Here is a 21,513-nt window from a genome sequence, read left to right on the forward strand (position 1 = left end):
CCGAATGCCTACTTCGCAAACCTGGGACTTTTCACACTGACTGAAGCCTATGCGCAAGCGAGCCAATCCCGATGAGGAAACTATCGACTGGAGAGCCGTGTGCGGGAGAACCGCACGCACGGTTCGGAGGGAGGGGAGAGTCTGAAACGGCTCTTCTCTACCCCTATAGACATTCGCTCTTCGACAGGCTTAGGGCGAACGATAAAGAGAACTCCAACGTTTCGGTTTTTTGCCACGGTCGAAACGGTTGGAACCTCCTGCCCAGCATAAAAATTGCCCGGAAGCGAAATCGGTTTATGGGTTAGCAGTTGTTATTTTGCGCTGCTATTGCTGGGAGTTCAGTAGTTGTTGGTGTAATAGTAATGTTGTGACCAGCAGAATCGCCAGAAATAAGCGTGCCACCGACACAGGCAACGGCATTTGAGCAGCCTGAGCCAGAAATAGTTGCTTTTAAAATACCTTGAAATTCTGTACTACCACTGCTGTATGTAATACTACAGCTGTAAGTATTTGAACCTGGCGTACAAGATGCCGTACCACCCGTTCCCGTTAAGGTAATAGAGGAGACGCAGTTAGACTTATTACCAGTTAGCCTGCCACCCCCATGGATAGGTGCAGGAGTATTGCCATCACCGTCGCTAACGGTGTCACCATCACCGTCGCTAGCGGTGTCACCATCACCGTCGCTAGCGGTGTCACCATCACCGTCGCTAGCGGTGTCACCATCACCGTTATCACCTTCACCACCCGATGGAGGCGAAGCCGGCGTCATTTCCGCCAAGACTACCCCGCTTTTGACAGGGTCCGCTTCCGCTATATAAGATGTTAAATTAACCGTTTGTAAATTGTTTCTGCTATCCGTCCAGGTGACTGTCACTTGAATTTGTTTGCAGTTGACAGTATTCGGGCAAACCGTGACTGTCCAGGATCTACTAAATTGAGCATTGCTACCTACTGGAGTAAATACGTCGCTGCCGTTGGCAAATGTCGCATAGGTACTTTGATGCGCAAATGATCTAAAATCTTCGATTATGGCTTGAGCGGCATTTTGCGCATGCGTCCGCATTCGACTATCGGTACTGCCAATAAACATTTCGCCCTGTAATTTAGCCAATCCTAACATACCTACACCAACAATGAGCGCCGCGATCAACGCCTCGATTAGACTAAAACCTTGGGTTTTATTTTGCATCGAATGATACATCATGACTCTCCTCATGGAAGGCGCTCACTAAAAATCACGCCAAGTGCCAGGTAACGCACTGACGGTGTAAGGCAATGGGTTAGGTTGTGGAAACAAAATCGCATTCCAGGCTTCATTGCTGCTGTAGTCTATTGCAATAAATTCGGAGTTGGCATTCGGTCTATCCACGTCGCTTTCCCAAACGACGGACCCATAGATGGTTGCTCCGCCCCAGCCGTTGGCGGCACAAGCCGTCGTTGATTCGTAATAGACTATGCCATAAATAGTAATGCCGCCATTGAGCTTGGGACAGCCATAAGCGGTCGGCACTATCATGATAACAGGCGTTGATGGTGTTCCAACTGTTCGGTGGTCGACCCCCAGACCGCTGCAACCGCCGACGATGCTGCCTGGATTGATATTACCGCTTTGATGAATCAAATAAATAGGCGTGCTGCCTGGAGAGCCGCAAGGAATATCGCCGGTAAAAATATTATTGGCCGCCGTCGCAGCCGCTTTCGCCTCTTCCAGACTTGCACCATTGAATGCCTGGTTCCAGGCGCAATTGTTATCGTTTGGGCTGGGGCAAAAAGATTCGTTTCCGTAGTTATCCTTGAATACATCGCTATTGAAAGTTGTCGAGTCGGATTGAAATTCACCGGGATCCATAATGCCATTGCCGTTGGTATCCTCCCAAGTACCAACATCCAGATGACCTGGTGGCAGGCAAGCATTGGGATTGGGATCGTATGTCGAACTGCCGGTGATCACGGCCGTATCGCCGGCTGATAATAAATAAGTGTCGGGCGTTCCTGTCGGAGCGGTCGTTAGACAGCCTGCCATGACCCAAGGAGGTGGCATGTTGAAACCGGACGCACCTCCTTCTTCAGTTGCCGGTGGAGACAAGACAATATAATTTTCGGCGGTTGCGGAAATGTCGCCTCCGGTATTGCGCACCACCGATCGAATGCGAATTAGATCGCCGTTATACTGATCTTGCGCGATGCGCGTGTACCGCAATTCTCGAACAGTATAGGTTTCGCCGGAGGTAGTACCTCCGGTTGGTGGTAAAGTCAAAGTAGGGCAGTCGGCAGATGGCGTACCGACATCCGGCCCGCAGTTAAATTCTCTAGTCCCATCCGGGGTTACATCGCCCCAATTCAACATGTGTCTTAATCGATAGATATTATCGATAGCGACCCATTCGGACTCCGTGGCATAAGCCGCCGCATATTCCAGACCGGCAAATGCCATTTCTTGGGCTTCGCGGGCGCGTAGATCGTTTCCTGTAATCGCTTGTTCCATCTTGGCGGTACGGGATGTAGTAACGGCAACCATTCCCATGCCGATCAAAAGCATCAATACGACTAGAACAGAAGCTGCACCGCATTGGCTATGCTGTGATTTTGTTGGTAAAGCGTTCATGGCTAATTCTCCTGTCATTTTACGGAAATGACGCCATAAATTTATCATTTCGGATACGGATGCGTTGATTCAGTGTTTGTGTCACGACTGGGTCATCCCGCAACCGCCCTGTTAAAGAAATATCGACCCAACGCACGAACACGCAGGCATCGCCAGTGTTACAAGTTGTGCATGTGGCATCACCCGGGCTGCATAAATCAGTCGTCGGATCACCGTCTTTCAAACGGGTCGACATGACGCTTGCGTTCAGGGCTTGTTCGTCTATCGCAAATGTCAAGTTTGTAATTTCAATATCACGACGATCGGTTAGACCCTCCCAACTTCCATCGCTACAATCGGTCGTCGTTAAACCTGATCTTCGCATTTGCAATACTCCGGCATTAATGCCAGTCAATCGTAATCTGAAACCAAGTAGATCGTTTGTTTGTGGAACGATAGGATCAAGTGGAGCAGGAGGAGCTTCATCGTAGTCGTAATGAAGGGTTGGGTCTCTATTGTAAGAATAAAGAATGCAGTTATCGCTGCCACTGTCATAATCCAACACGGATATATCTGTATCATCGTCTATCGAAAAAAATGGATTATTCCGTAACGATTGACCGAATTGTGCCGGGTTGTTTGTTACAAATCCTGCGCGCCGTATATCACGAACCATAATGTCCATCACCGCGCGCAAGTCTTGATTGAGGCGGGTAAGCTTGATGTTGTCCGCACTGCTTTGAATACTGCCGGTGAAAATATTGACCGCACCAGCCACCACAATGGCTCCAACTAACAAGCCAATCAATAGTTCAATTAAACTTAAGCCGTTTTGTTTTTTTATGAACATGTTTCATACCCCCCTATACCGCCACCGACTGCACAGGCACGAACCCGGCCCAATGTACTCACAACAACCTGTGTTTGAAAGCCTGATGGCGTGGAACTTAGCGAAATCGTGCCATTGTTTGAGGTTCCCCTGACTGGATCAAAAGTCACCATATTGCCTGCAAAATTTGTTTGCACCAGGGTCGTATCTGGAAAATTAGGATTACTCCAAACAGGTTTAATTTGCTCGTTGGTATTAACAGGGTCAACATTGATACTGTATCCCCAGGGATTTCCCGGCGTAAAAGTCGCGCGCACTGGCCGATTCTGCTTGATCGATTCACTCCGAGCCCAACGCAAATCCGATAATACCGACTCCGTTGCAGCAACCAACCGGCGCCGCTCCAGCATAGTATTGAATGAAGGAGCTGCCAATCCCGCCAAAATGCCGACAATAGCAACCACCACAAGCAATTCCAGCAGTGTAAAACCTTTTTGATGGCTACGATGCTTCATCGTTTTATTTTTCATTATCAAAATTACGTTATATTCTTTATCGTTATATTGGACTAATTTTAGATACATTCATTCGTATTTTTTTTTATATTTGAGAATTACTATGCATTGTCACAAAAATTTTCGTGGATTTACTCTCATCGAAGTCGTCGTTGTCACGGCAATCATTGGAATTTTAGCTGCTATTGCTATACCTTCCTATCAAGAGCATGTTCGTACTGGGCGGCGTGGCGAAGCTAAGGAGGCATTGTTACGAGCACAGGTTGCGCAAGAGCGCTGGCGTGTCTCTAATCCGAGTTACACCAGCACTTTGTCAGACTTGGGTTTGGCTTCAAGTTCAGGAGGTGATTATTACACGCTTGCAATTACCGCCGCGACTGCAACAGGCTATACGATGACCGCCACACCCCAAGGCGCGCAAACAAGCGATAAATGCGGCACTTTGACTATTACACAAAATGCGGTTATTAATGCTAGTTCATGTGATAGGCCTTGATTCGCGGAAAATTCGAATCAGACATGTACTTAATCCGCATACGCTTACTATACCTTTCGTACTTCAAAATTCGGCAGGTGACTAAGGAGGCGCCGGGGTGCTCGATCCCTCTCCTAACGCTAGGTGAGGGACCAGCATGGAGCTGGCATAGAGCCTACATGGACGTCTTCACCCAGCACCTAAATTCCACAGCCCATTGGCTAGAATTAATTGTCTTGGATAATTTAAATGCTGGGTTCACGGCGTCCTTTGATGGGCGGGCCCCCCGGCGCCGAATTTTGATCTGCGATGTATAATCGTAACCCGACCTATTCTACGTCTTTTCCTTTAACGCATTGCCGCACGAGCCGCTTCAGCCAAAAAACCGGAGCGCGTTGCGCCGTGCGCTTTCGCATAGCGATCGATTCTCGCCAACAACAGGCGCGGCAGCGTGATGTTGATTTTCTCGGCGGGGCCGAAGTATTTTTCAACCGGAACGTCGACGAATGCCCAAACGCCGCCTGAATAATCCGGATTGGATAGGTGCTCTGCAATCGGTTTGCAACCAGGAATATCGGCTCCGTCTTCAATCAATGTTTCAATGTGACAATCAATCGCTTCAGCAACGGAAGCCAATGCATCGTCAAGGGTGTCGCCCGCCGAAAAACAGCCCGGCAAGTCGGGGACGGTAACGCCGTAACGAACGCCGTCATCGGTATGCAATACTACAGAAAATCGCATGATAACCTCTTATTTCCATCCCGCCTGTTTGCGAATGCTGTTCAGCGTACCGGCGGGAATGTCGCTGTCAGGATGTTTGACCGTCACCAAGCCGGGTTTATCCGGGTACTTGAACTGGTGATGTGAGCCTTTGATTCGCGCCAGAATCCAGCCGTCGGCTTCAAGTTGCTTGATGAGTTGTTTACTGTCCATGATGGTTATTATAATTACTCAATAAAAAGTATCAACACTATAACCACCGTTGGTGTTGACATAAAGCACCAAAAAAGCCGGGTAGCCGTAACCCAGCCTACGCGAACAGCCCAGAGAAAACGCTCAAACTGGGAATTGCTGCTACGCGAATTCCATTGATGTTTTTTATCCGAATAGGCGTAAAATGACAGATCCAGTATTGACTTCTATATTTAGTGTCATGAACGAATCCGTCCCGGACGAATACGATAGCCCTTGGAAAAAAGCCGTCGAGCGCTACTTTCCGGAATTCATGGCGTTTTATTTTCCGGACGCCGCGAAGCTGATTGATTGGACCCAAGCCTATACGTTTTTGGATCAGGAATTACGAGCGGTCGTTCGGGATGCGACGTTAGGGAAACGCTTCGTCGATAAATTGGTCCAAGTGACGTTGCTCGAAGGCGCTGAGCAATGGGTCTATATTCATGTCGAAGTGCAGGGTGCTAAACAAGCGCGTTTTGCCAAGCGCATGTTTACCTATAATTACCGGATTTTCGATCGTTATGACCGTCCCGTGGCAAGTTTGGCGGTGTTGGCTGACGAGCATCCCGGTTGGAAGCCCGATCGCTTCGGCTATAGCATACTGGGCAGCGAGACTTCGATTCGGTTTCCCGTCGCCAAGATTACCGATTATCATGATCGTTTGGAAGCTTTGTTGACTCAGCATAATCCGTTTGCGATTGTGACGGCGGCTCATATCCTGACCCAGCAAACGCGAGGCGATGATAGTTACCGTTTTCAGGCTAAATGGCGTCTAATACGCTTGCTTTATGAGCGGGGCTGGGACAAGCAGCGTGTGATTGATCTTTTTCAGGTGATCGACTGGATGATGAGGTTGCCGAAAGATCTGGAGCGGGAATTGTGGCATAACATTAATGAACTCGAGGAGTGCGGCAAAATGCAATATATATCAAGTGTGGAACGTATTGGTATCGAAAAAGGCATGGAAAAAGGTATGGAAAAGGGCAGGGAAAAAGGAAAATTGGAGGCGGAGCAAAACACACTGCGGCGCCAGATTTCCCGGCGTTTTAAAACCTCACCCGCCTGGGTAGATGAGCGTATTGCACAGGCAGGTCAAAGCGAATTAGAGCAATGGTTGGACAACATTATCGATGCGCCTACGATAGAAGCGGTGTTCGAGTCCGATAATTCAACGCATTGATGGTCGGATTCTGGTTGGGTTATGGCTCCCCTCTTTGCTTGGGAATGCAGTCTAGGTAGGTCGGGTTAGCGTAGCGTAACCCGACATTTTGTGCGGATGCGTCGGGTTACGGCTCGCGCCTAACCCGACCTACGATGCTTGGGGACGCAGTGCGGGAAGTTCCAGCTTCCCGCAGCCAATAGACTGTTCAATCGTATTCGTTAAAGACAAATAGGTGTGAAATGGATTTACCTCAATTGAAACCGGCGACGTATCAGGATTTGTGTGCGGTGCCGGACAATATGATTGCGGAAATCATCGGTGGCGCTTTATATACGCAACCGCGTCCTTCGCCGCGGCATGCTAGGGCTTCGTCTTCGTTGGGGGATGAAATTGTCAGTCCTTTTGATAAGGGGAGAGGAGGCCCGGGCGGCTGGTGGATTCTCGATGAGCCTGAATGTCATTTGGGTTTCGATATTTTGGTTCCTGATTTGGCCGGTTGGCGGCGCGAACATCTGCCGAGATTGCCGGAAGGCGCATATTTCGAATTGGCGCCGGATTGGGTTTGCGAGGTGCTTTCGTCCGGTACGGCGCGGATCGATCGCGTCGAAAAAATGCCGATTTACGCCCGGGAGGGCGTTGCTCATGTGTGGTTGATCGATCCGGTGTTGCGTATTCTCGAGGTTTTTGAGAATACCGAGTCCGGTTGGTTGTTGCTGGGCGTATTCGAAAACGACGATGCGATTTCGATCGCGCCGTTCGATGCGATTACCTTCAATCTAAGCGTTCTATGGGTTGATTGAGAAACAGGCGATCAGCAATTACGTGGTTGGTAAGGTCGTTCAGCCAAGTCGCACACATTATTGAAACGCGTCATTCCGGTAGCCCCTGACGTAATGAAAAGTTGCAACAAATATCTATGGTTTTAGTAGAGCGAACTCGACAATCCCGTTAAAAGTATTGCTCGCACAAGCCGTTTTGTTTCTAGGTCATTCACCCAAGAAATTGTTTTAACAATACGCTCTGGCTAATATAGTCGCTATTGATTAGTGTTTTTTATGGAGCCATTAAGATGGCACTCGCCCAAGAAGATTTAATACAAATACAAAAGCTCATCGATCAAAGTATTGCGGCGCGTCCGAAAGTGGTTAATGCGAATGTACGTTATGAGCTTGAGCTTCGTGAGCGTATCGTTCGTGTCGAGGAAGAGCTGAAACATCAGCGAGAGTTGATGATGCAAGGCTTTGAGATGACTCAAAAGCGTTTCGAGCAAGTCGATAAGCGTTTTGAAGAAATGCGTTCCGATATGAATAATCGTTTTCAACAAGTCGATAAGCGTTTTGAGCAAGTTGATAAGCGATTCGAACAAGTCGATAAGCGTTTTGAACAAATGGACAAGCATTTAACCGCTATTACCCGACGCATGGATAGGTTTATGTTTTGGTCGTTAGGTTTAACCGTGTCCGCCGTTATCGCTATCGTTAAATTGGCTTAGGTGGTAGCGAAGGCGCTATTGGATGAATAATATTCCACACCCAGTCTAAGATGTAATTATTCACCCCCCCTATCGTTTCCACGCAGAGCGTCAATGCCATTAAGTTAAGGTCCTTGGAGTTTTATTCCCCTCTTTGAAAAAGAGTGGCTGGGGGAGATTTTTCCTCGTTCCCATCGCTCCAGCGTGGGAACGCATACCAATCCGGTTTCGACAGCCAAGGTACGGATTCCCACGGAGGACCGTGGGAACCAGAAAATTCCCAATTTGGGGATCAAAAAGGGTGTGGGGTGTGCTTGGCGAGGATGTCGGCAGCAGGGAGCTGCCGTCAAGCCCCCATGGATGGGTTTACGGCGTTCCTCGACAGGCATACCCCACACCCTAAGATCGGCGAAAATGCTCAAACTGGGAATTGCTGCCCGGAGTCTATGCCGCAGACGAATCGGATGGCTCTGTATGATGAGGGGCTTTCTGCAGTTTTCTCATTTGGCTAGGCGTTTCGCCGTTAATCATAATTAGTACCGGAACGAATAAAAGCAGAATAATCGCCGTCGTATAAAAGCCTTTGTTTATGATCCCCGCCAGCCAAAGACAGCCGAGGCTTCCCCAGACCATGCGCATTGGCCCGGGTAGTTTGATTTCGGGCATGCTACCCTCCGAGTTTATATCATCAATTCAACCAGTATGTTGTGATAGATATCGGTCAGAGTGTCCAAATCTTTAAGGTCGACGTTTTCGTTGATTTTGTGAATGGTGGCGTTGATCGGTCCGAGCTCGACGACTTGCGCGCCGGTGGGGGCAATGAAACGTCCGTCCGAGGTTCCTCCGCCGGTATCGTCGACCGGTTCGAAACCGGTGACTGAATCGATCGCGGCGTGGACCGCATCGATCAAATCGCCTTTGTCGGTCAGAAAAGGTTTTCCCGACAATCGCCATTCCAGGTCATATTTTAAATCGTATTTATCCAGAATGGCTTTTGTGCGCCTTTTGATACTGTCTTCGTTTGATTCGGTGCTGAATCTCAGGTTGAACTGAACCTCGATACTGCCCGGAATGATGTTTTCGGCGCCGGTGCCGGCGTTGATGTTCGAGACTTGCAGGCTGGTCGGCGGAAAGAATGCATTGCCCCTATCCCAGATTTCCTCGGTTAGTTCTTTCAGTGCCGGGGCGAAACGATGAATCGGGTTTTCGGCGATTTCGGGGTAGGCGACATGGCCTTGTATGCCGTGTACGGTCAGTTTCGCGCACAGCGAGCCGCGCCGGCCGACTCGTATGACATCGCCAAGCTTTTTATCGCTCGACGGTTCGCCAACCAGGCACCAGTCGATTTTTTCGTTGCGTCTTTCCAGGGTTTCAATGACCTTGACGACGCCGTTCGTCGCGGGGCCTTCTTCGTCGCTGGTTAGCATGATCGCGATCGAGCCTCGGTGATCCGGGTGTTTTTCGATGAAGCGTTCGACTGCAGTGACGAAACAGGCGATGCCGCTTTTCATGTCGGCCGCGCCGCGTCCGTAGAGTTTGCCATCCGTTATCGTCGGCTCGAACGGGGGCGATTGCCAGTGTTCGATCGGGCCGGTCGGCACGACATCGGTGTGACCGAGAAAAACGAACAGCGGTTTGTCTTCGCCGCGTTTCAGCCAGAGATTCCGGGTATCTTCGAAATCGAGATATTCGGCGCGGAAGCCGGTTTTCTCGAGACGTGCGGCAATCAGTTCCATGCATCCGGCGTCGTCGGGCGTGACCGATGGGCGGCTGATCAAGTCTTTAAGTAATTCCAATGGATCGTTCATGATTTATGTACGGCAGGTTTTGTAGCGTATTTCGTTGTTATTGAATGAGGCATTTTCGCTAATTTCCAAACTCTTTGCTCGGAATTGCAATGCGAGAAGCTTTAATTTCTCGAAGTTGGCTAGCTGGGTCTTTCCTATAATAGGACGGGGTTTGTCATCCATACGCATCAAGTTAAAAACGGCCAACCCGCATCCGCTCTTTTCCAAGATGCTATTAAAGTATGTAGCCCGTATACAGCATAGCGAATACGGGAATGGCGCGGCTTCGAACTTCCCGGATTGCGCTGCGCTCCATCCGGGCTACGTTGCTGCCATGCCTATGCAGGACGGGATTTGCAACCCCGTCCAAAGCATTTTGACTGTGTTCAAAGCAAACCAAAGCGTTCGAGGCGGCTTGAAAAGGAGTTAGAGGTCAAATTCGGCTTGATATTGTTCAGCCTTAAAGCCGACGATCAGTTGGCCGCCGTTGTCTAGCACTGGGCGTTTGATCAGTGTCGGCGTTTCGAGCATCAATTTTAAAGCCTTGTCTTCGTTCAGGTCCGCTTTTTGCATCTCGTCGAGTTGCCGCCAACTGGTGCTGCGCTGGTTGAGCAAGGTTTGCCAGTCGCTTCGAGCCAAAAAGTTTTTCAGCAATTCGACCGTCAAGCCGTCTTCCCGGTAATCGTGAAAGCGGTAATCGATGCCGTTTTGGTCGAGCCACTTTCGGGCTTTTTTGATCGTGTCGCAGTTTTTGATTCCGTAAAGTATAGGCATGGCTCGGGTTTATAATTCGCTATATAGCAGTTCATCTAGGCTAGGTAGGGTTTTATCCGCTTTAAGGCGGTTTTTATACAGCTCGATGAATTCCATTAAGGCTTGCTCGAGATCGGCGAGCGTTTCTTCTTCGTACTCCTTTTCGTCTACCGGCAGTTCCGGCGAATCGAGATAATCCTTTTGTATGGCAATTTCGCTGTTGATCGAAAGCATTGCGTAGATAACGGCATCATTGGATAAATTTTCTGTCATGGTCGAGGTGTGGTTGGTTAAGAGTTAAAGAGTTTTGTAGGGGCACGCGTCGCTTAACTTGTTCGGTTTGCGGAAAAAATCAGCGTTCGGCGAAATGCTTGGTTATGTCGGCATTGTCGACTTGATAATAAATGTCCTCAACCGAAATCGATACGTCTAGCGAAGCAAAGTGGACGTCATCGCCTAGGTAGTAATAAGTCGACTGCCAGTGATCTTTTTTTCTGAAAACTTCGATTTCGCAATGTTCTTGTTCGATGATCGCATATTCTTCCAAACTAGGAATATTCTGATAAGTCAAACGTTTATAAGTTTTATCGAATTTCCGGGTGCTTTCGGATAAAACCTCGACAATCAAAATCGGTGCGCTTTTGTAGTATTCATGTTCGTTGTCTTCTTCGCAAACGACCATGACATCCGGGTAAAAAAAATCGCCGCCGGCTTTGACTTTCATATCCGACATGAAGGTTTTACAAGGCGAGCCTTTTAGACGGTTTTTCAATTCGGAAAAAACGTTGCCCGACACTAGATTGTGGTTTTCATTCGCGCCGGCCATCGCATAGACTTCACCATTGATTAATTCATGTCTAGTCTTGGCTTCTTGTTCGCCATGGAGATAATCTTCCTCGCTTATAAAGTGCTCGGCTCGTTTTAAGCTCATCAGTGATTTACCGTTTTAATCGCCGGTCGCTCTCAGAACCAGGCGCTGCCTCGGGGCGGATTTATGATTCCCCGCTAGGCTATGAAAGTATTAATATACCTTTCGCACTTCAAATTTCGGCAGTGCCTAAGGAGGCGTCGGGGTGTTCGGCCCCTCACCTAGCGCTAGGTGAGGGGCTGGCATAGAGCCTACATGGATGTATTCACGGCGTCCTCTGACGGGCACCCCGGTGCCGAATTTCGATCTCCGATGGGTATATTACGAACTTACCATGAAGAGCATGAAGTGACATGAAGGATGAGTTAGTGGGTTTTTAGCTTTTTCTTCATTACCTTCATGTTCTCCATGGTAAATAATTTTTTATCTTTTATCCGCCAATACTTCGCAGCCTTTGGGGCGTGGCAACGGAGTAATGCGTATCAGGCAAATTGCGAATCAATCGCGCAGTAATTCGTTAATGCCGGTTTTGCTACGAGTTTTTTCGTCGACCTGCTTGATGATCACCGCGCAGTATAGGCTGTATTTGCCGTCCGAGGAAGGTAAGTTGCCCGGTACGACGACCGATCCTGCAGGTACGCGGCCGTAGGTGATCTCGCCGGTCATACGGTTATAGATCTTGGTGCTTTGGCCGATGTAAACGCCCATCGAAATGACCGAGCCTTCTTCGACGACCACGCCTTCAACGATTTCCGAGCGTGCGCCGATGAAACAGTTGTCTTCGATAATGGTCGGTCCCGCTTGCAAAGGTTCAAGCACGCCGCCGATGCCGACGCCGCCTGATAAATGTACGTTTTTACCGATTTGCGCGCACGATCCAACCGTGACCCAGGTATCGACCATCGTGCCGCTGTCGACATAAGCGCCGATGTTGACGTAAGAGGGCATCAATACCGCTCCAGGCGCTATGTAGGAGCCGTGGCGAGCATTCGCATTGGGCACGACGCGTACGCCGGCTTTGGCGAAATCGCCCGGCGTATAAGACGCGAATTTGGTTTCGACCTTGTCGTAATAACGGTTGACGCCGCCGTCCATGACGCGGTTCTCATTGACGCGGAACGACAATAACACCGCCTTTTTGAGCCATTGGTTAACGACCCATTCGCCGTCGATTTTTTCAGCGACGCGGGCCTTGCCGCTGTCGAGTAGATTGATTGCTTCTTTTATGGTCTCGCGCAATTCGGGATAAACGTTGACCGGTGTGATGTCGGCACGGTTTTCAAAGGCGGTATTAATAATATTCTCTAGTTCTGACATGATTTTCCGTTGTTTATAGCGTGTGAATGAAATTTCTAATGCGCTCTGCGGCATCGATGCATTCGTCGATCGGCGCCACTAAGGCTATCCTGACGTGATTCCGGCCGGGATCGGATTCGTTGAACGGTCTGGATAAATAACTGCCCGGCAAGACTGTTATATTTTCGGATGCAAACAGCTGTTGTGCAAATTGAATTTCGGATACCGGCGTTTTTAGCCAGATATAGAAACTTGCCGGAGGGATGGTAACGGCAGTAGCTTCGGATAATATATCTTTGAATGCACTAAATTTTTCCCGGTATAACTGACGGTTGTCGACGACATGCGCTTCATCGCGCCAGGCAGCTATGCTGGCATGTTGCGTCGGCACCGGCATCGCGCAGCCATGGTAGGTGCGGTATTGAAAATAACGCTGCAGAATTTCCGCGTCTCCGGCGACGAAGCCCGATCGCAAACCCGGCGCATTCGAGCGCTTCGAAAGGCTGTGGAAAATCACGCAGCGTTTAAATTCGGTGTTGCCGATCGCAATGGCCGCCTCCAAAAGTCCGGTTGGCGGGTTGTTTTCGTCGGCATAAATTTCGCTGTAGCATTCGTCCGACGCAATTACGAAATCGAAGCGCTCGGCCAATTCGATCAAATGTTCCAGCTGTGTTTGAGGGATGACCGCACCGGTCGGATTGCCCGGCGAGCAAATATACAACAACTGGCAACGTCGCCAAACCGATTCGGGGACAGTGTCGAAGTCGGGTAGGTAAGCGTTTTCCATGGTCGTATTCAGGAAATAAGGCTGTGCTCCGGCTAGTAAAGCCGCGCCTTCGTAAATTTGGTAAAACGGATTCGGATTTAAGACCAACGGTTTTTCGCTCGGTTCGACGAGGCATTGCGCGAACGAAAACAAGGCTTCGCGGGTTCCGTTAACCGGCAGTATTTGTGTTTCGGGATCGAGTAAATCAACCGGTATTTGAAAGCGACTCGCGATCCATTCGGCCATCGCTTGTCGGAGTTCCGGCAATCCGCGCGTCGATGGATAAGCCGATAGACCGTGCATATGCGTGATGAGCGCTTCTTGAATGATGTGTGGCGTAATGTGTTTGGGTTCGCCTATCGACAGCGCGATGTGAGCTTTATCGGCAGCCGGAACGATGCCCTGTTTGAGCCGAGCTAGCTTTTCGAACGGGTAAGGCTGTAGATGCTTTAAATTTGGATTCATTATTTACTGCAGCGAGGTTGTTTGCCTTGAGCGACTGCCTGTTTTTGAATTTCCAATGCTCTTGGCATGGCATTTTGCAATTCTTGAATTCGAGTGGCGTGTGCGGGGTGTGTAGACATGAATTCCGGCGGTTGTTGACCGTCGCCGGCTCGCGCCATCTTTTGCCACAGTATAACGCTTTGGCGGGGGTCGAAACCGGCCTTGGCCATCAAGTCGAGGCCTATTTTATCGGCTTCGTTTTCATGCAGTCGGCTGTAGGGCAATAGCACGCCGTACTGGGCGCCGACACCGAGCAGTCCGAGAGCCGTTTGGCCCAATACGGTTTGGGGGGCGCTGACGGCTTGAATCAATGCCATGCCTGAGCTGACCGCCATTTGCTGCGAAACGCGTTCGTTGCTGTGCCTTGCCAAAACATGGCCGATTTCGTGACCGATGATAGAGGCCAATTGGTCTTGATTGTCGACGAAGTTGACCATGCCTGAATGCACACCGATTTTATTACCGGGCAAGGCGAAGGCGTTCAAGCTGTTGTCTTCGAATACAACGACTTCCCAATTGCCTCCGACTTCCCGGATGACCGCATTGGATACGCAAGTAACAAATTGAGTGTGCCTCTGATTGCTGCTAATCGGAGTTTCTTTTTTTAAGCTGTCGAAAGCCTGAAGCCCCATTTGATTGAGTTGGGTATCGGGCATGAATGCGAATTGCGTTCTGCCTGTCGGGCTGGTGGCGCAAGCGTTCAATAATAGGGTGACGCTAAGTGCCAGTGAGATTTTATTAAACATAATGCGGTACCCTTTGCCGAATTGAAGACGTTAGGTTGATCAGGAATAGATATGCGATTATCGTCGAAAATATGCCCTAAACAGACAAGTCAAATTTCGGTGTCTGCATACGCTAAAGGCGAAAAATGAAGGGCGATGGGTTTATACTGCGAGATCGCCGTAATCTGCAATGAGTATTCGTAATTTCGATCAATATTTTAACGTAACTCGATAATGAAGGTTCGAAAAAGTATTCAAGAAGATTTTAACCAGACAATGGTGAGGTTATGTCGTGTTTTCAAAGTTGATTGATTTGTCGGGCTCTGGATCTATGGTTGTCTGTACAGGATGAATGAAAAATTCTAAGCGGGAATTGCCGGGTGAAACGGGACAGGGCCGTTATTTCGGGTTAAAATGTTTGCTGTTGCTGTAGTGCCGGTTCGCGTTAATCGTTTACTCGGCATGGCTAAATCTAAATCAATTAAAGATATAAAGAGGAAACGCGCGTGACTGAAATTACCGAAGTGCCCAGTCCTTTTTGCGGTATTGGAACCGATGATCTGACAATCAGTGTCGACGGTTTGTCGTTGAAGGTGCTTAGCAACGGCTGCACGGTCAATACCCCTGCATTTGAACAAGTCATTACCGACTTTAAGCCCAGAGTCGCCGGGAAGCAAGTCGCTCTTGAGCATGCTGTGGCTAAAGCCGTTGAAATATTGCAAGATTCCAGTCAGCCGGTCATCGGCGGTTGTGCGACCGATGTCAACGGTATGCGTGCGCTGCTGGCGTTGGCCGATCGTTGCGGCGCCGTGGTCGATCAGATGAACTTCAATGCATCGAGACGTAATTATTTGGCGATGCAGGATTCCGGATGGATGACGACAACGCTGGCCGAGGTGAAGAATCGTTGCGATTTTCTGGTGGTGGTCGGTAAGGATTTGGAAAGTTTCCTACCGCGTTTTTTTGAGCGTTATCTATGGAACCAGGAGTCGATGTTTCTGGAAGATACCGCTAACCGAGAGGTAATTTATTTAGGCAAGGCGCCTTCCGGCACTGCTCAGGTTTCGCCAAACGGTAAACAAGCGCAAGTATTGACGTGTGCCGATGCCGATTTGCCCGAGGTTGTAGCGGTATTGAGAGCTCTAGTTAAGGGACATAAGATCGTTGTCGATTCGGTGTGCGGTATTAAGGTTTCCGATTTGCAGACCGTGGCCGAGCGTTTGCAAGCTGCGAAATACGGCGTCGTGACTTGGGCAGCGTCAGCGTTGGTTTTCGATCAAGCCGAACTGACTGTCCAATCGATTTGCGAGTTGATCAAGGATGTCAACGATCAGGGGAGTCGCTGTTCCGGTTTGCCGTTGAGCGGCAAGGAAGGCGATTTGACAGCCAGCCAAGTAGCCGGATGGATTTCCGGTTATCCGGCGCGGATTAGTTATGCTAAAGGTTATCCCGAATACGATCCTTATTTGTTCGATAGTAGAGCAATGCTCGAGAACGGTGAGGGCGACGCTTTGCTGTGGGTGCAAGCATTCAATAGCAAAGCAATACCGCCTGATACCGATGTGCCGACCATTGTCTTAGGCCGTTCGGGCATGGTATTCGATAAAGAACCGGATGTTTATATTCCGCTTGGCACGCCGGGTATCGATCATGCCGGCCACGCTTATCGCGCCGATAGTGTTGTGGCGATACATCTGAAAAAATTGCGCGATTCGGGTCTGCCCGCTACGGCTGAAGTTTTATCGGCGATCGAGCGAGCGCTATAGATGTAATTATTCACCCCCTATCGTTCCCACGCTCCAGCGCGGGAACGATAATTGTCGGGGGACTGAATAGTTACTTATAGATTGATTATTGTCTCGCGCAGAGGCGCAGCGCGATAATGATACAATTTAACCCAATAATCCGATGTCTATGTGCTTCGATGTACTGCTCATCTCTAATCATTTGGAAAAGCTATGCTGATTAAATTAACAGGTGGAACGGTTTATGACCCCGCCGGCGGAATCGACGGCCAAAAACGCGATATTTACATTCAAGACGGCCGCATTATCGATAGGCCGGCGGCCGATCTCAGAATCGATCAAGAATATGATTTAACCGGTAAGGTCGTGATGTCCGGTGCGATCGACATGCACACGCATATCGGCGGCGGTAAGGGGAATATCGCGAGAATCTTGTTACCGGAAGACCACCGCTCGGATCCGGTTATCCGCACCGATTTGACGCGTTCCGGAAGCGGTCATGCGATGCCGAGCACTTATGTCACCGGCTATCGCTACGCCGAAATGGGTTATACGGCCGCGTTCGAGCCGGCAGTGCTGCCGGTTAACGCTCGACAGGCGCACATGGAAATGGGCGATATTCCGATTTTGGACAAAGGCGGCTACGCAATGCTCGGCAGCGACGACTACTTGCTGCGCATGTTGACCGCAAAAAAGGATCAGAAAGCGGTTAACGATTATGTCGCGTGGATTCTACAAGCGTCAAAATGCATCGGAATCAAGGTCGTCAATGCCGGCGGCATCAGCGCGTTCAAGTTTAATCAACGCAAACTCGATCTCGATGAAAAAAATGCCCATTACGATGTGACGCCGAGGCAAATCCTGCAAACCTTGGCGACTGCGGTCAAGGAATTAGGCGTCCCGCATCCTTTGCATGTGCATGGTTGTAATCTAGGCGTGCCGGGCAATGTCGACACGACGCTCGATACGATTCAAGGCGTGGGCGGCCTGCCGATGCATTTGACGCACATCCAATTCCATAGCTACGGCACCGAAGGCGATTTCAAATTTTCGTCGGGTGCCGCGCAAATCGCCGAAGCGGTCAACAAGCACAAAAACATTACGATCGACGTCGGACAGATTCTGTTCGGTCAGACCGTCACGGCTTCGGGCGACAACATGCGCCAACATGCGAATCACAAGCACGCGCATCCGAACAAGTGGGTATGCATGGATATCGAATGCGATGCCGGCTGCGGAGTTGTGCCGTTTAAATACAAGGACCAAAATTTCGTCAATGCCTTGCAATGGGCGATCGGTCTAGAAATCTTCCTGCTGGTCGACGACCCGTGGCGCGTATTTTTGACCACAGACCACCCGAACGGCGCGCCGTTTACGACCTATCCGCATCTGATTCGCTTGCTTATGGATAAGAGCTTTCGTAACGACATGCTTGCGACGATACACCCGGAAGCGCAAAAAATGACGACGTTGGCTTCGATCGACCGCGAATACACGCTGAACGAAATCGCGATCATGACGCGCGCGGGCGCGGCCAAGTTGATCGGCCTGAAAGATCGCGGCGGGCTGACTGCCGGGAATTGGGGCGACATCACCGTTTACACCGAAGACGCCGACCGGCAAAAAATGTTCGAAAAACCGGATTACGTGTTCAAGGACGGTGAATTGGTCGTCAAGGACGGACAGATCGTCCACGTAAAATGGGGTACGACGCATGTCGTCAAACCTGATTATGACGCGGTCGTCGAAAAAGACCTCAAGTCTTATTTCGACCGCTATCTGACGATGAAAATGGGTAACTTTAAAATCAGCGACGACGAGTTTACCGAGGACGGGCGGGGAAGTTTGACGGTGCATCCGTTGCAGGTGTGACGAAGCTGTTTTTCGCATCGCTGATTCCCATGCTGGATCTTGGAAATCAGCGTATGGACTACGAGACTACTAGCTGATGCCTGTTATACTCATCGTATATCAAAATTCGGCGCAGGGGTGTTCGACAAAGGACGCCGTGAATACGTCCTTGTAGGCTCTATGCCAGCTCCATGCTGGCAAAGCCTTTGTCGAACACCCCGACGCCTCCTCGGACATTGCCGAAATTTGAAGTGCGAAAGGTATATTTCCTATTTTTTTGGCATTTACATCCGGATGTATCACGATGATCACAATCCACCGCAATTTCACGCTGAGTATCAAGGTCATCAGGCGTTAATTGCGATCGAAAGCGGTGAGGTGCTTGAAGGCCGTTTGCCGAGTAAAGCATTAAAACTGGTTAGAGAATGGGAGAAAGAGCATCAGGAAGAATTAATGGCGGATTGGCAGTTAGCCATTCAGTTAAAGCCGTTGCAGCGTATAGCCGGAGCCGATAATGATTAAAATCGTCAAAGCCAAATATATTGAACATAAAACCATACGCTTGTGGTTTTCCGATCAAACCGTCGGCGATTACGATTTGCAGCTTCTGTTGGACAAACAAACTGAGTTAGTCATTCCATTACAAGATGAAGGTTACTTTAAACGATTCTTTATAGAGCTAGGGGCATTATGCTGGAAAAATGGTTTGGAGCTCAGTCCTGGAGATATACATAACAAACTCAAGCAGCAAGGTAAGTTGCAGCGTGATTTGAAGGCTGCTTGAGGTAGTTAATTGGACAACTCGCAAAATTGGAACATATCAGCGTTTCCGCGGCATTATCAAACGAAAATAGATTGATAACAGCCGTAGAAGAAATAAACAAAAAATCCGGAGATACCTATGGCTATAGATTATCGCAGCATCATTACTATCGAACCCGGAAAGCGAGGTGGTAAGCCTTGTATTCGCGGGTTGCGGATTACGGTTTACGATGTTTTGGGATGGCTTGCGGAGGGTATGAGCGAAGTGGAAATTTTGGACGATTATCCTGAACTGGAGTCAAACGATATAAGGGCTTGTTTGGCTTTTGCAGCCGAACGTGAGCATAGCTTAGCGGCAATTATTTAATGAAGCTGCTGTTGGATGAAAACTTGTCGCGCCGTGCAGTGGCCTTTTTAGTTGAAGCATATCCTGAATCCACACAAGTTGCGATATTAGGTTTGGAACGCGCCAGTGACTGGGAAATTCGGGAATATGCCAAAACCAACGACTTTGTTATCGTCACGAAGGACGCTGATTTTTTTGAAATGTCGAATCTTTACGGTCAACCGCCTAAAATTGTTTGGCTGAAAATAGGCAATCAGTCCAAAGCGGCGATTATCAATTCTTTGTTGACTAAAAAGGACGCGATAGAAATGGCATTGATCGACGAAAACAAGGCCTGCATCGAGATATACCGATAACGTCAACACTTTACTTACTTTCAAATATTTAACCATGTGTACCCATGATGATTATTAACGGCGTAACGATAGACAAAACCTTTGCCGAGGCCTTTCCGATGAAGGCGACGCGCGCGATTATCACCGCGCAGAACGAAAAATGGGCGATGATCTCGGCGCAGGCGATGACCGGCTTTGCGACTTCGGTGATCGCTTGCGGCTGCGAGGCCGGCATCGAGCGTGTGCTCGATCCTTCCGAGACGCCCGACGGACGGCCCGGTGTTTCGGTGATGATCTTCGCGATGGGCGGCAAGGGCCTCGCGAAACAATTGGAAACGCGCGCCGGGCAATGCGTGTTGACTTCGCCGACTTCGGCCTTGTTCGCCGGCATTGACAGCGACAAGCCGATTCCGCTGGGTAAAAACCTGCGCTATTTCGGCGACGGTTTCCAGATTTCCAAAGTGATCGGCGGCAAACGCTATTGGCGCGTGCCGGTCATGGACGGCGAGTTTCTGACCGAGGCGACGACGGGCCAGGTCGATGCGGTCGGCGGCGGTAATTTCTTGGTCTTGGCCGAATCGCAGCCGCAAGCGCTGGCGGCCTGCGAAGCGGCGATCGAGGAAATGCGCAAAATTCCGAATGTGATCATGCCGTTTCCGGGCGGCGTCGTTCGCTCCGGTTCGAAAGTCGGTTCGAAATATAAGGCGCTTGGCGCATCGACCAACGATGCTTTTTGCCCGACACTGAAAGGCATCACCAAAACCGATTTGTCGCCTGAAATCGAATCGGTGATGGAAATCGTCATCGACGGTCTGACTAAGGAAGACATCGACAAGGCGATGCGCGTCGGCATTCAGGCGGTCTGCGACCTAGGCGCCGCGAACGGCATCAAACGCATCAGTGCCGGCAATTACGGCGGTAAACTCGGCCCCTTCCATTTTCATTTACAGGAGATCATGGCATGACTGCGTTAACCTTCACGCTGAAACAGCGACCGGCTCAGCGCGTCGATATGTCGCCTTTGGTTTGTCAAAAACTGGCGGGGTTATCGCCGACCGATATTGCAGCGCTTGAACTCGATAGCGGCAAGCGCAAAATTCGCGTCGACGAACTATTCACGATTGCCGGAGATGATACACAACAGATTGTCATCAAGAACAGCTATGCCAAGCTCGATTTTATCGGTAAAGAATTAACCGAAGGAGAGATACGCGTCGAAGGCGATGTCGGTGCTTATCTGGGGCTAGGCATGAAGTCCGGCGCGATTACCGTCAACGGCAACGCCGGACTTTTCGCGGCTTGCGAAATGAAAAAAGGTTTCATTCAGATCAACGGAAGCACCGGCGATTTTCTCGGCGCCGCTTTGCCCGGTAACAAAATGGGCATGAAAGGCGGCACCGTTTTGGTTAAAGGCAACGCCGGCGAGCGGGTCGGCGATCATATGCGCCGCGGCAATATTCTTATTGAAGGCAATGCCGGCGATTATTGCGGTTCGAGAATGACGGCCGGCACGATCGCGGTGATGGGCAAGACCGGGCGCTATACCGGCTATGCGATGCGCCGAGGCACCTTGCTGCTTTGGAATCAGCCAGACCTGCCGGCGACCTTCAATGATTGCGGCTCGCATACGTTGGCGTTTTTGCCGATGTTGTTCGCGTCGTTCAAAGGATTCGATTCGAAATTCGCAGACCCTGCTGCGGTCTTCAGTCGCGTCCGGCGTTACGGCGGCGACATGGCTGAAATGGGGCGTGGCGAAGTGCTGGTCAGGACTTAACGATGTAA

26 protein-coding genes are annotated in these 21,513 nt (G+C 49.8%); 12 read left to right on the forward strand and 14 right to left on the reverse strand.

What is annotated here, in order from left to right; all coding sequences use genetic code 11:
- Positions 1–301: 301 nt before the first annotated feature.
- From WJM45_RS07255 to WJM45_RS07270, 4 genes are read right to left on the reverse strand one after another with little or no spacing between them, the layout of a single operon-like run.
- Positions 302–1,192 carry a prepilin-type N-terminal cleavage/methylation domain-containing protein gene (locus WJM45_RS07255; protein ID WP_341328293.1) on the reverse strand — a complete coding sequence of 297 codons (891 nt, stop codon included), beginning with the start codon at positions 1,190–1,192 and terminating at the stop codon, positions 302–304.
- 39 nt (positions 1,193–1,231) lie between these two features.
- Positions 1,232–2,608, reverse strand: coding sequence for a hypothetical protein (locus WJM45_RS07260; protein ID WP_341328294.1), 1,377 nt, complete (start codon positions 2,606–2,608; stop codon positions 1,232–1,234).
- A 19-nt stretch (positions 2,609–2,627) separates the two neighbouring features.
- The gene (locus WJM45_RS07265; protein ID WP_341328295.1) at positions 2,628–3,437 is read right to left on the reverse strand and encodes a prepilin-type N-terminal cleavage/methylation domain-containing protein; all 810 of its coding nucleotides are present in this window, start codon (positions 3,435–3,437) and stop codon (positions 2,628–2,630) included.
- A complete protein-coding gene (locus tag WJM45_RS07270) occupies positions 3,428–4,000 on the reverse strand; it encodes a GspH/FimT family pseudopilin (RefSeq protein WP_341328296.1) in 573 nt (190 codons plus the stop codon). Before WJM45_RS07270 ends, WJM45_RS07265 begins: the two co-directional genes overlap by 10 nt.
- A 34-nt stretch (positions 4,001–4,034) precedes the next feature.
- On the opposite strand from WJM45_RS07270, the gene WJM45_RS07275 reads away from it, so the two are divergent.
- Positions 4,035–4,427, forward strand: coding sequence for a type IV pilin protein (locus WJM45_RS07275; RefSeq protein WP_341328297.1), 393 nt, complete (start codon positions 4,035–4,037; stop codon positions 4,425–4,427).
- A gap of 327 nt (positions 4,428–4,754) precedes the next feature.
- Here the strand turns inward: WJM45_RS07275 and WJM45_RS07280 are convergent, their stop codons facing one another.
- Both WJM45_RS07280 and WJM45_RS07285 read right to left on the reverse strand, forming a co-directional pair.
- Positions 4,755–5,147 carry a type II toxin-antitoxin system HicB family antitoxin gene (locus WJM45_RS07280; protein ID WP_341328298.1) on the reverse strand — a complete coding sequence of 131 codons (393 nt, stop codon included), beginning with the start codon at positions 5,145–5,147 and terminating at the stop codon, positions 4,755–4,757.
- 9 nt (positions 5,148–5,156) lie between these two features.
- Entirely contained in the window at positions 5,157–5,339 is a 183-nt protein-coding gene (locus WJM45_RS07285; protein WP_341328299.1) for a type II toxin-antitoxin system HicA family toxin, read from the reverse strand.
- Positions 5,340–5,559: 220 nt separating this feature from the next.
- Between WJM45_RS07285 and WJM45_RS07290 the strand changes: the two genes are divergently transcribed.
- The 3 genes from WJM45_RS07290 (at position 5,560) to WJM45_RS07300 (ending at position 8,014) form a co-directional block, all read left to right on the forward strand.
- Positions 5,560–6,540, forward strand: coding sequence for a cytosolic protein (locus WJM45_RS07290; RefSeq protein WP_341328300.1), 981 nt, complete (start codon positions 5,560–5,562; stop codon positions 6,538–6,540).
- Positions 6,541–6,761: 221 nt separating this feature from the next.
- A complete protein-coding gene (locus tag WJM45_RS07295) occupies positions 6,762–7,322 on the forward strand; it encodes a Uma2 family endonuclease (RefSeq protein WP_341328301.1) in 561 nt (186 codons plus the stop codon).
- A 269-nt stretch (positions 7,323–7,591) separates the two neighbouring features.
- Positions 7,592–8,014, forward strand: a complete 423-nt coding sequence (locus WJM45_RS07300) for a hypothetical protein (RefSeq protein WP_341328302.1) — start codon at positions 7,592–7,594, stop codon at positions 8,012–8,014.
- A gap of 423 nt (positions 8,015–8,437) precedes the next feature.
- Here WJM45_RS07300 and WJM45_RS07305 read toward each other — a convergent pair whose 3' ends face one another.
- The 8 genes from WJM45_RS07305 to WJM45_RS07340 all read right to left on the reverse strand — a co-directional run bounded on the left by WJM45_RS07305 (position 8,438) and on the right by WJM45_RS07340 (position 14,713).
- Positions 8,438–8,659, reverse strand: coding sequence for a hypothetical protein (locus WJM45_RS07305; protein WP_341328303.1), 222 nt, complete (start codon positions 8,657–8,659; stop codon positions 8,438–8,440).
- 14 nt (positions 8,660–8,673) lie between these two features.
- On the reverse strand, positions 8,674–9,801 hold the full coding sequence (dapE, locus tag WJM45_RS07310) for a succinyl-diaminopimelate desuccinylase (RefSeq protein WP_341328304.1): 1,128 nt from the start codon (positions 9,799–9,801) through the stop codon (positions 8,674–8,676).
- 405 nt (positions 9,802–10,206) lie between these two features.
- Entirely contained in the window at positions 10,207–10,554 is a 348-nt protein-coding gene (locus WJM45_RS07315) for an ArsC family reductase (RefSeq protein ID WP_341328305.1), read from the reverse strand.
- 9 nt (positions 10,555–10,563) lie between these two features.
- Positions 10,564–10,806, reverse strand: coding sequence for a hypothetical protein (locus tag WJM45_RS07320; RefSeq protein WP_014147745.1), 243 nt, complete (start codon positions 10,804–10,806; stop codon positions 10,564–10,566).
- A gap of 79 nt (positions 10,807–10,885) precedes the next feature.
- Positions 10,886–11,464, reverse strand: a complete 579-nt coding sequence (locus tag WJM45_RS07325; protein WP_341328306.1) for a Uma2 family endonuclease — start codon at positions 11,462–11,464, stop codon at positions 10,886–10,888.
- Positions 11,465–11,899: 435 nt separating this feature from the next.
- On the reverse strand, positions 11,900–12,718 hold the full coding sequence (dapD, locus tag WJM45_RS07330) for a 2,3,4,5-tetrahydropyridine-2,6-dicarboxylate N-succinyltransferase (protein ID WP_341328307.1): 819 nt from the start codon (positions 12,716–12,718) through the stop codon (positions 11,900–11,902).
- Between the two features lie 13 nt (positions 12,719–12,731).
- Complete coding sequence (dapC, locus tag WJM45_RS07335) at positions 12,732–13,928, reverse strand: succinyldiaminopimelate transaminase (protein WP_341328308.1); 1,197 nt, start codon at positions 13,926–13,928, stop codon at positions 12,732–12,734.
- On the reverse strand, positions 13,928–14,713 hold the full coding sequence (locus WJM45_RS07340; protein ID WP_341328309.1) for a M48 family metallopeptidase: 786 nt from the start codon (positions 14,711–14,713) through the stop codon (positions 13,928–13,930). Before WJM45_RS07340 ends, dapC begins: the two co-directional genes overlap by 1 nt.
- Before the next feature lie 485 nt (positions 14,714–15,198).
- Between WJM45_RS07340 and WJM45_RS07345 the strand changes: the two genes are divergently transcribed.
- The 8 genes from WJM45_RS07345 to WJM45_RS07380 all read left to right on the forward strand — a co-directional run bounded on the left by WJM45_RS07345 (position 15,199) and on the right by WJM45_RS07380 (position 21,505).
- On the forward strand, positions 15,199–16,458 hold the full coding sequence (locus WJM45_RS07345) for a formylmethanofuran dehydrogenase subunit B (protein WP_341328310.1): 1,260 nt from the start codon (positions 15,199–15,201) through the stop codon (positions 16,456–16,458).
- Between the two features lie 192 nt (positions 16,459–16,650).
- Positions 16,651–18,309, forward strand: a complete 1,659-nt coding sequence (locus WJM45_RS07350) for a formylmethanofuran dehydrogenase subunit A (protein ID WP_341328311.1) — start codon at positions 16,651–16,653, stop codon at positions 18,307–18,309.
- Between the two features lie 225 nt (positions 18,310–18,534).
- Complete coding sequence (locus WJM45_RS07355) at positions 18,535–18,810, forward strand: DUF4160 domain-containing protein (protein WP_341328312.1); 276 nt, start codon at positions 18,535–18,537, stop codon at positions 18,808–18,810.
- Positions 18,803–19,072, forward strand: coding sequence for a hypothetical protein (locus WJM45_RS07360; protein WP_341328313.1), 270 nt, complete (start codon positions 18,803–18,805; stop codon positions 19,070–19,072). The genes WJM45_RS07355 and WJM45_RS07360 overlap by 8 nt, the downstream gene beginning before the upstream one ends.
- Positions 19,073–19,189: 117 nt before the next feature.
- A complete protein-coding gene (locus WJM45_RS07365; RefSeq protein WP_014147754.1) occupies positions 19,190–19,417 on the forward strand; it encodes a DUF433 domain-containing protein in 228 nt (75 codons plus the stop codon).
- The gene (locus tag WJM45_RS07370; protein ID WP_341328314.1) at positions 19,417–19,752 is read left to right on the forward strand and encodes a DUF5615 family PIN-like protein; all 336 of its coding nucleotides are present in this window, start codon (positions 19,417–19,419) and stop codon (positions 19,750–19,752) included. Before WJM45_RS07365 ends, WJM45_RS07370 begins: the two co-directional genes overlap by 1 nt.
- Before the next feature lie 47 nt (positions 19,753–19,799).
- Positions 19,800–20,696, forward strand: coding sequence for a formylmethanofuran--tetrahydromethanopterin N-formyltransferase (gene fhcD / locus WJM45_RS07375; protein ID WP_341328916.1), 897 nt, complete (start codon positions 19,800–19,802; stop codon positions 20,694–20,696).
- A complete protein-coding gene (locus WJM45_RS07380; RefSeq protein WP_341328315.1) occupies positions 20,693–21,505 on the forward strand; it encodes a formylmethanofuran dehydrogenase subunit C in 813 nt (270 codons plus the stop codon). The genes fhcD and WJM45_RS07380 overlap by 4 nt, the downstream gene beginning before the upstream one ends.
- Positions 21,506–21,513: the final 8 nt, after the last annotated feature.

It is taken from the genome of Methylotuvimicrobium sp. KM2 (genome assembly GCF_038051925.1).
GTDB lineage: Bacteria > Pseudomonadota > Gammaproteobacteria > Methylococcales > Methylomonadaceae > Methylotuvimicrobium.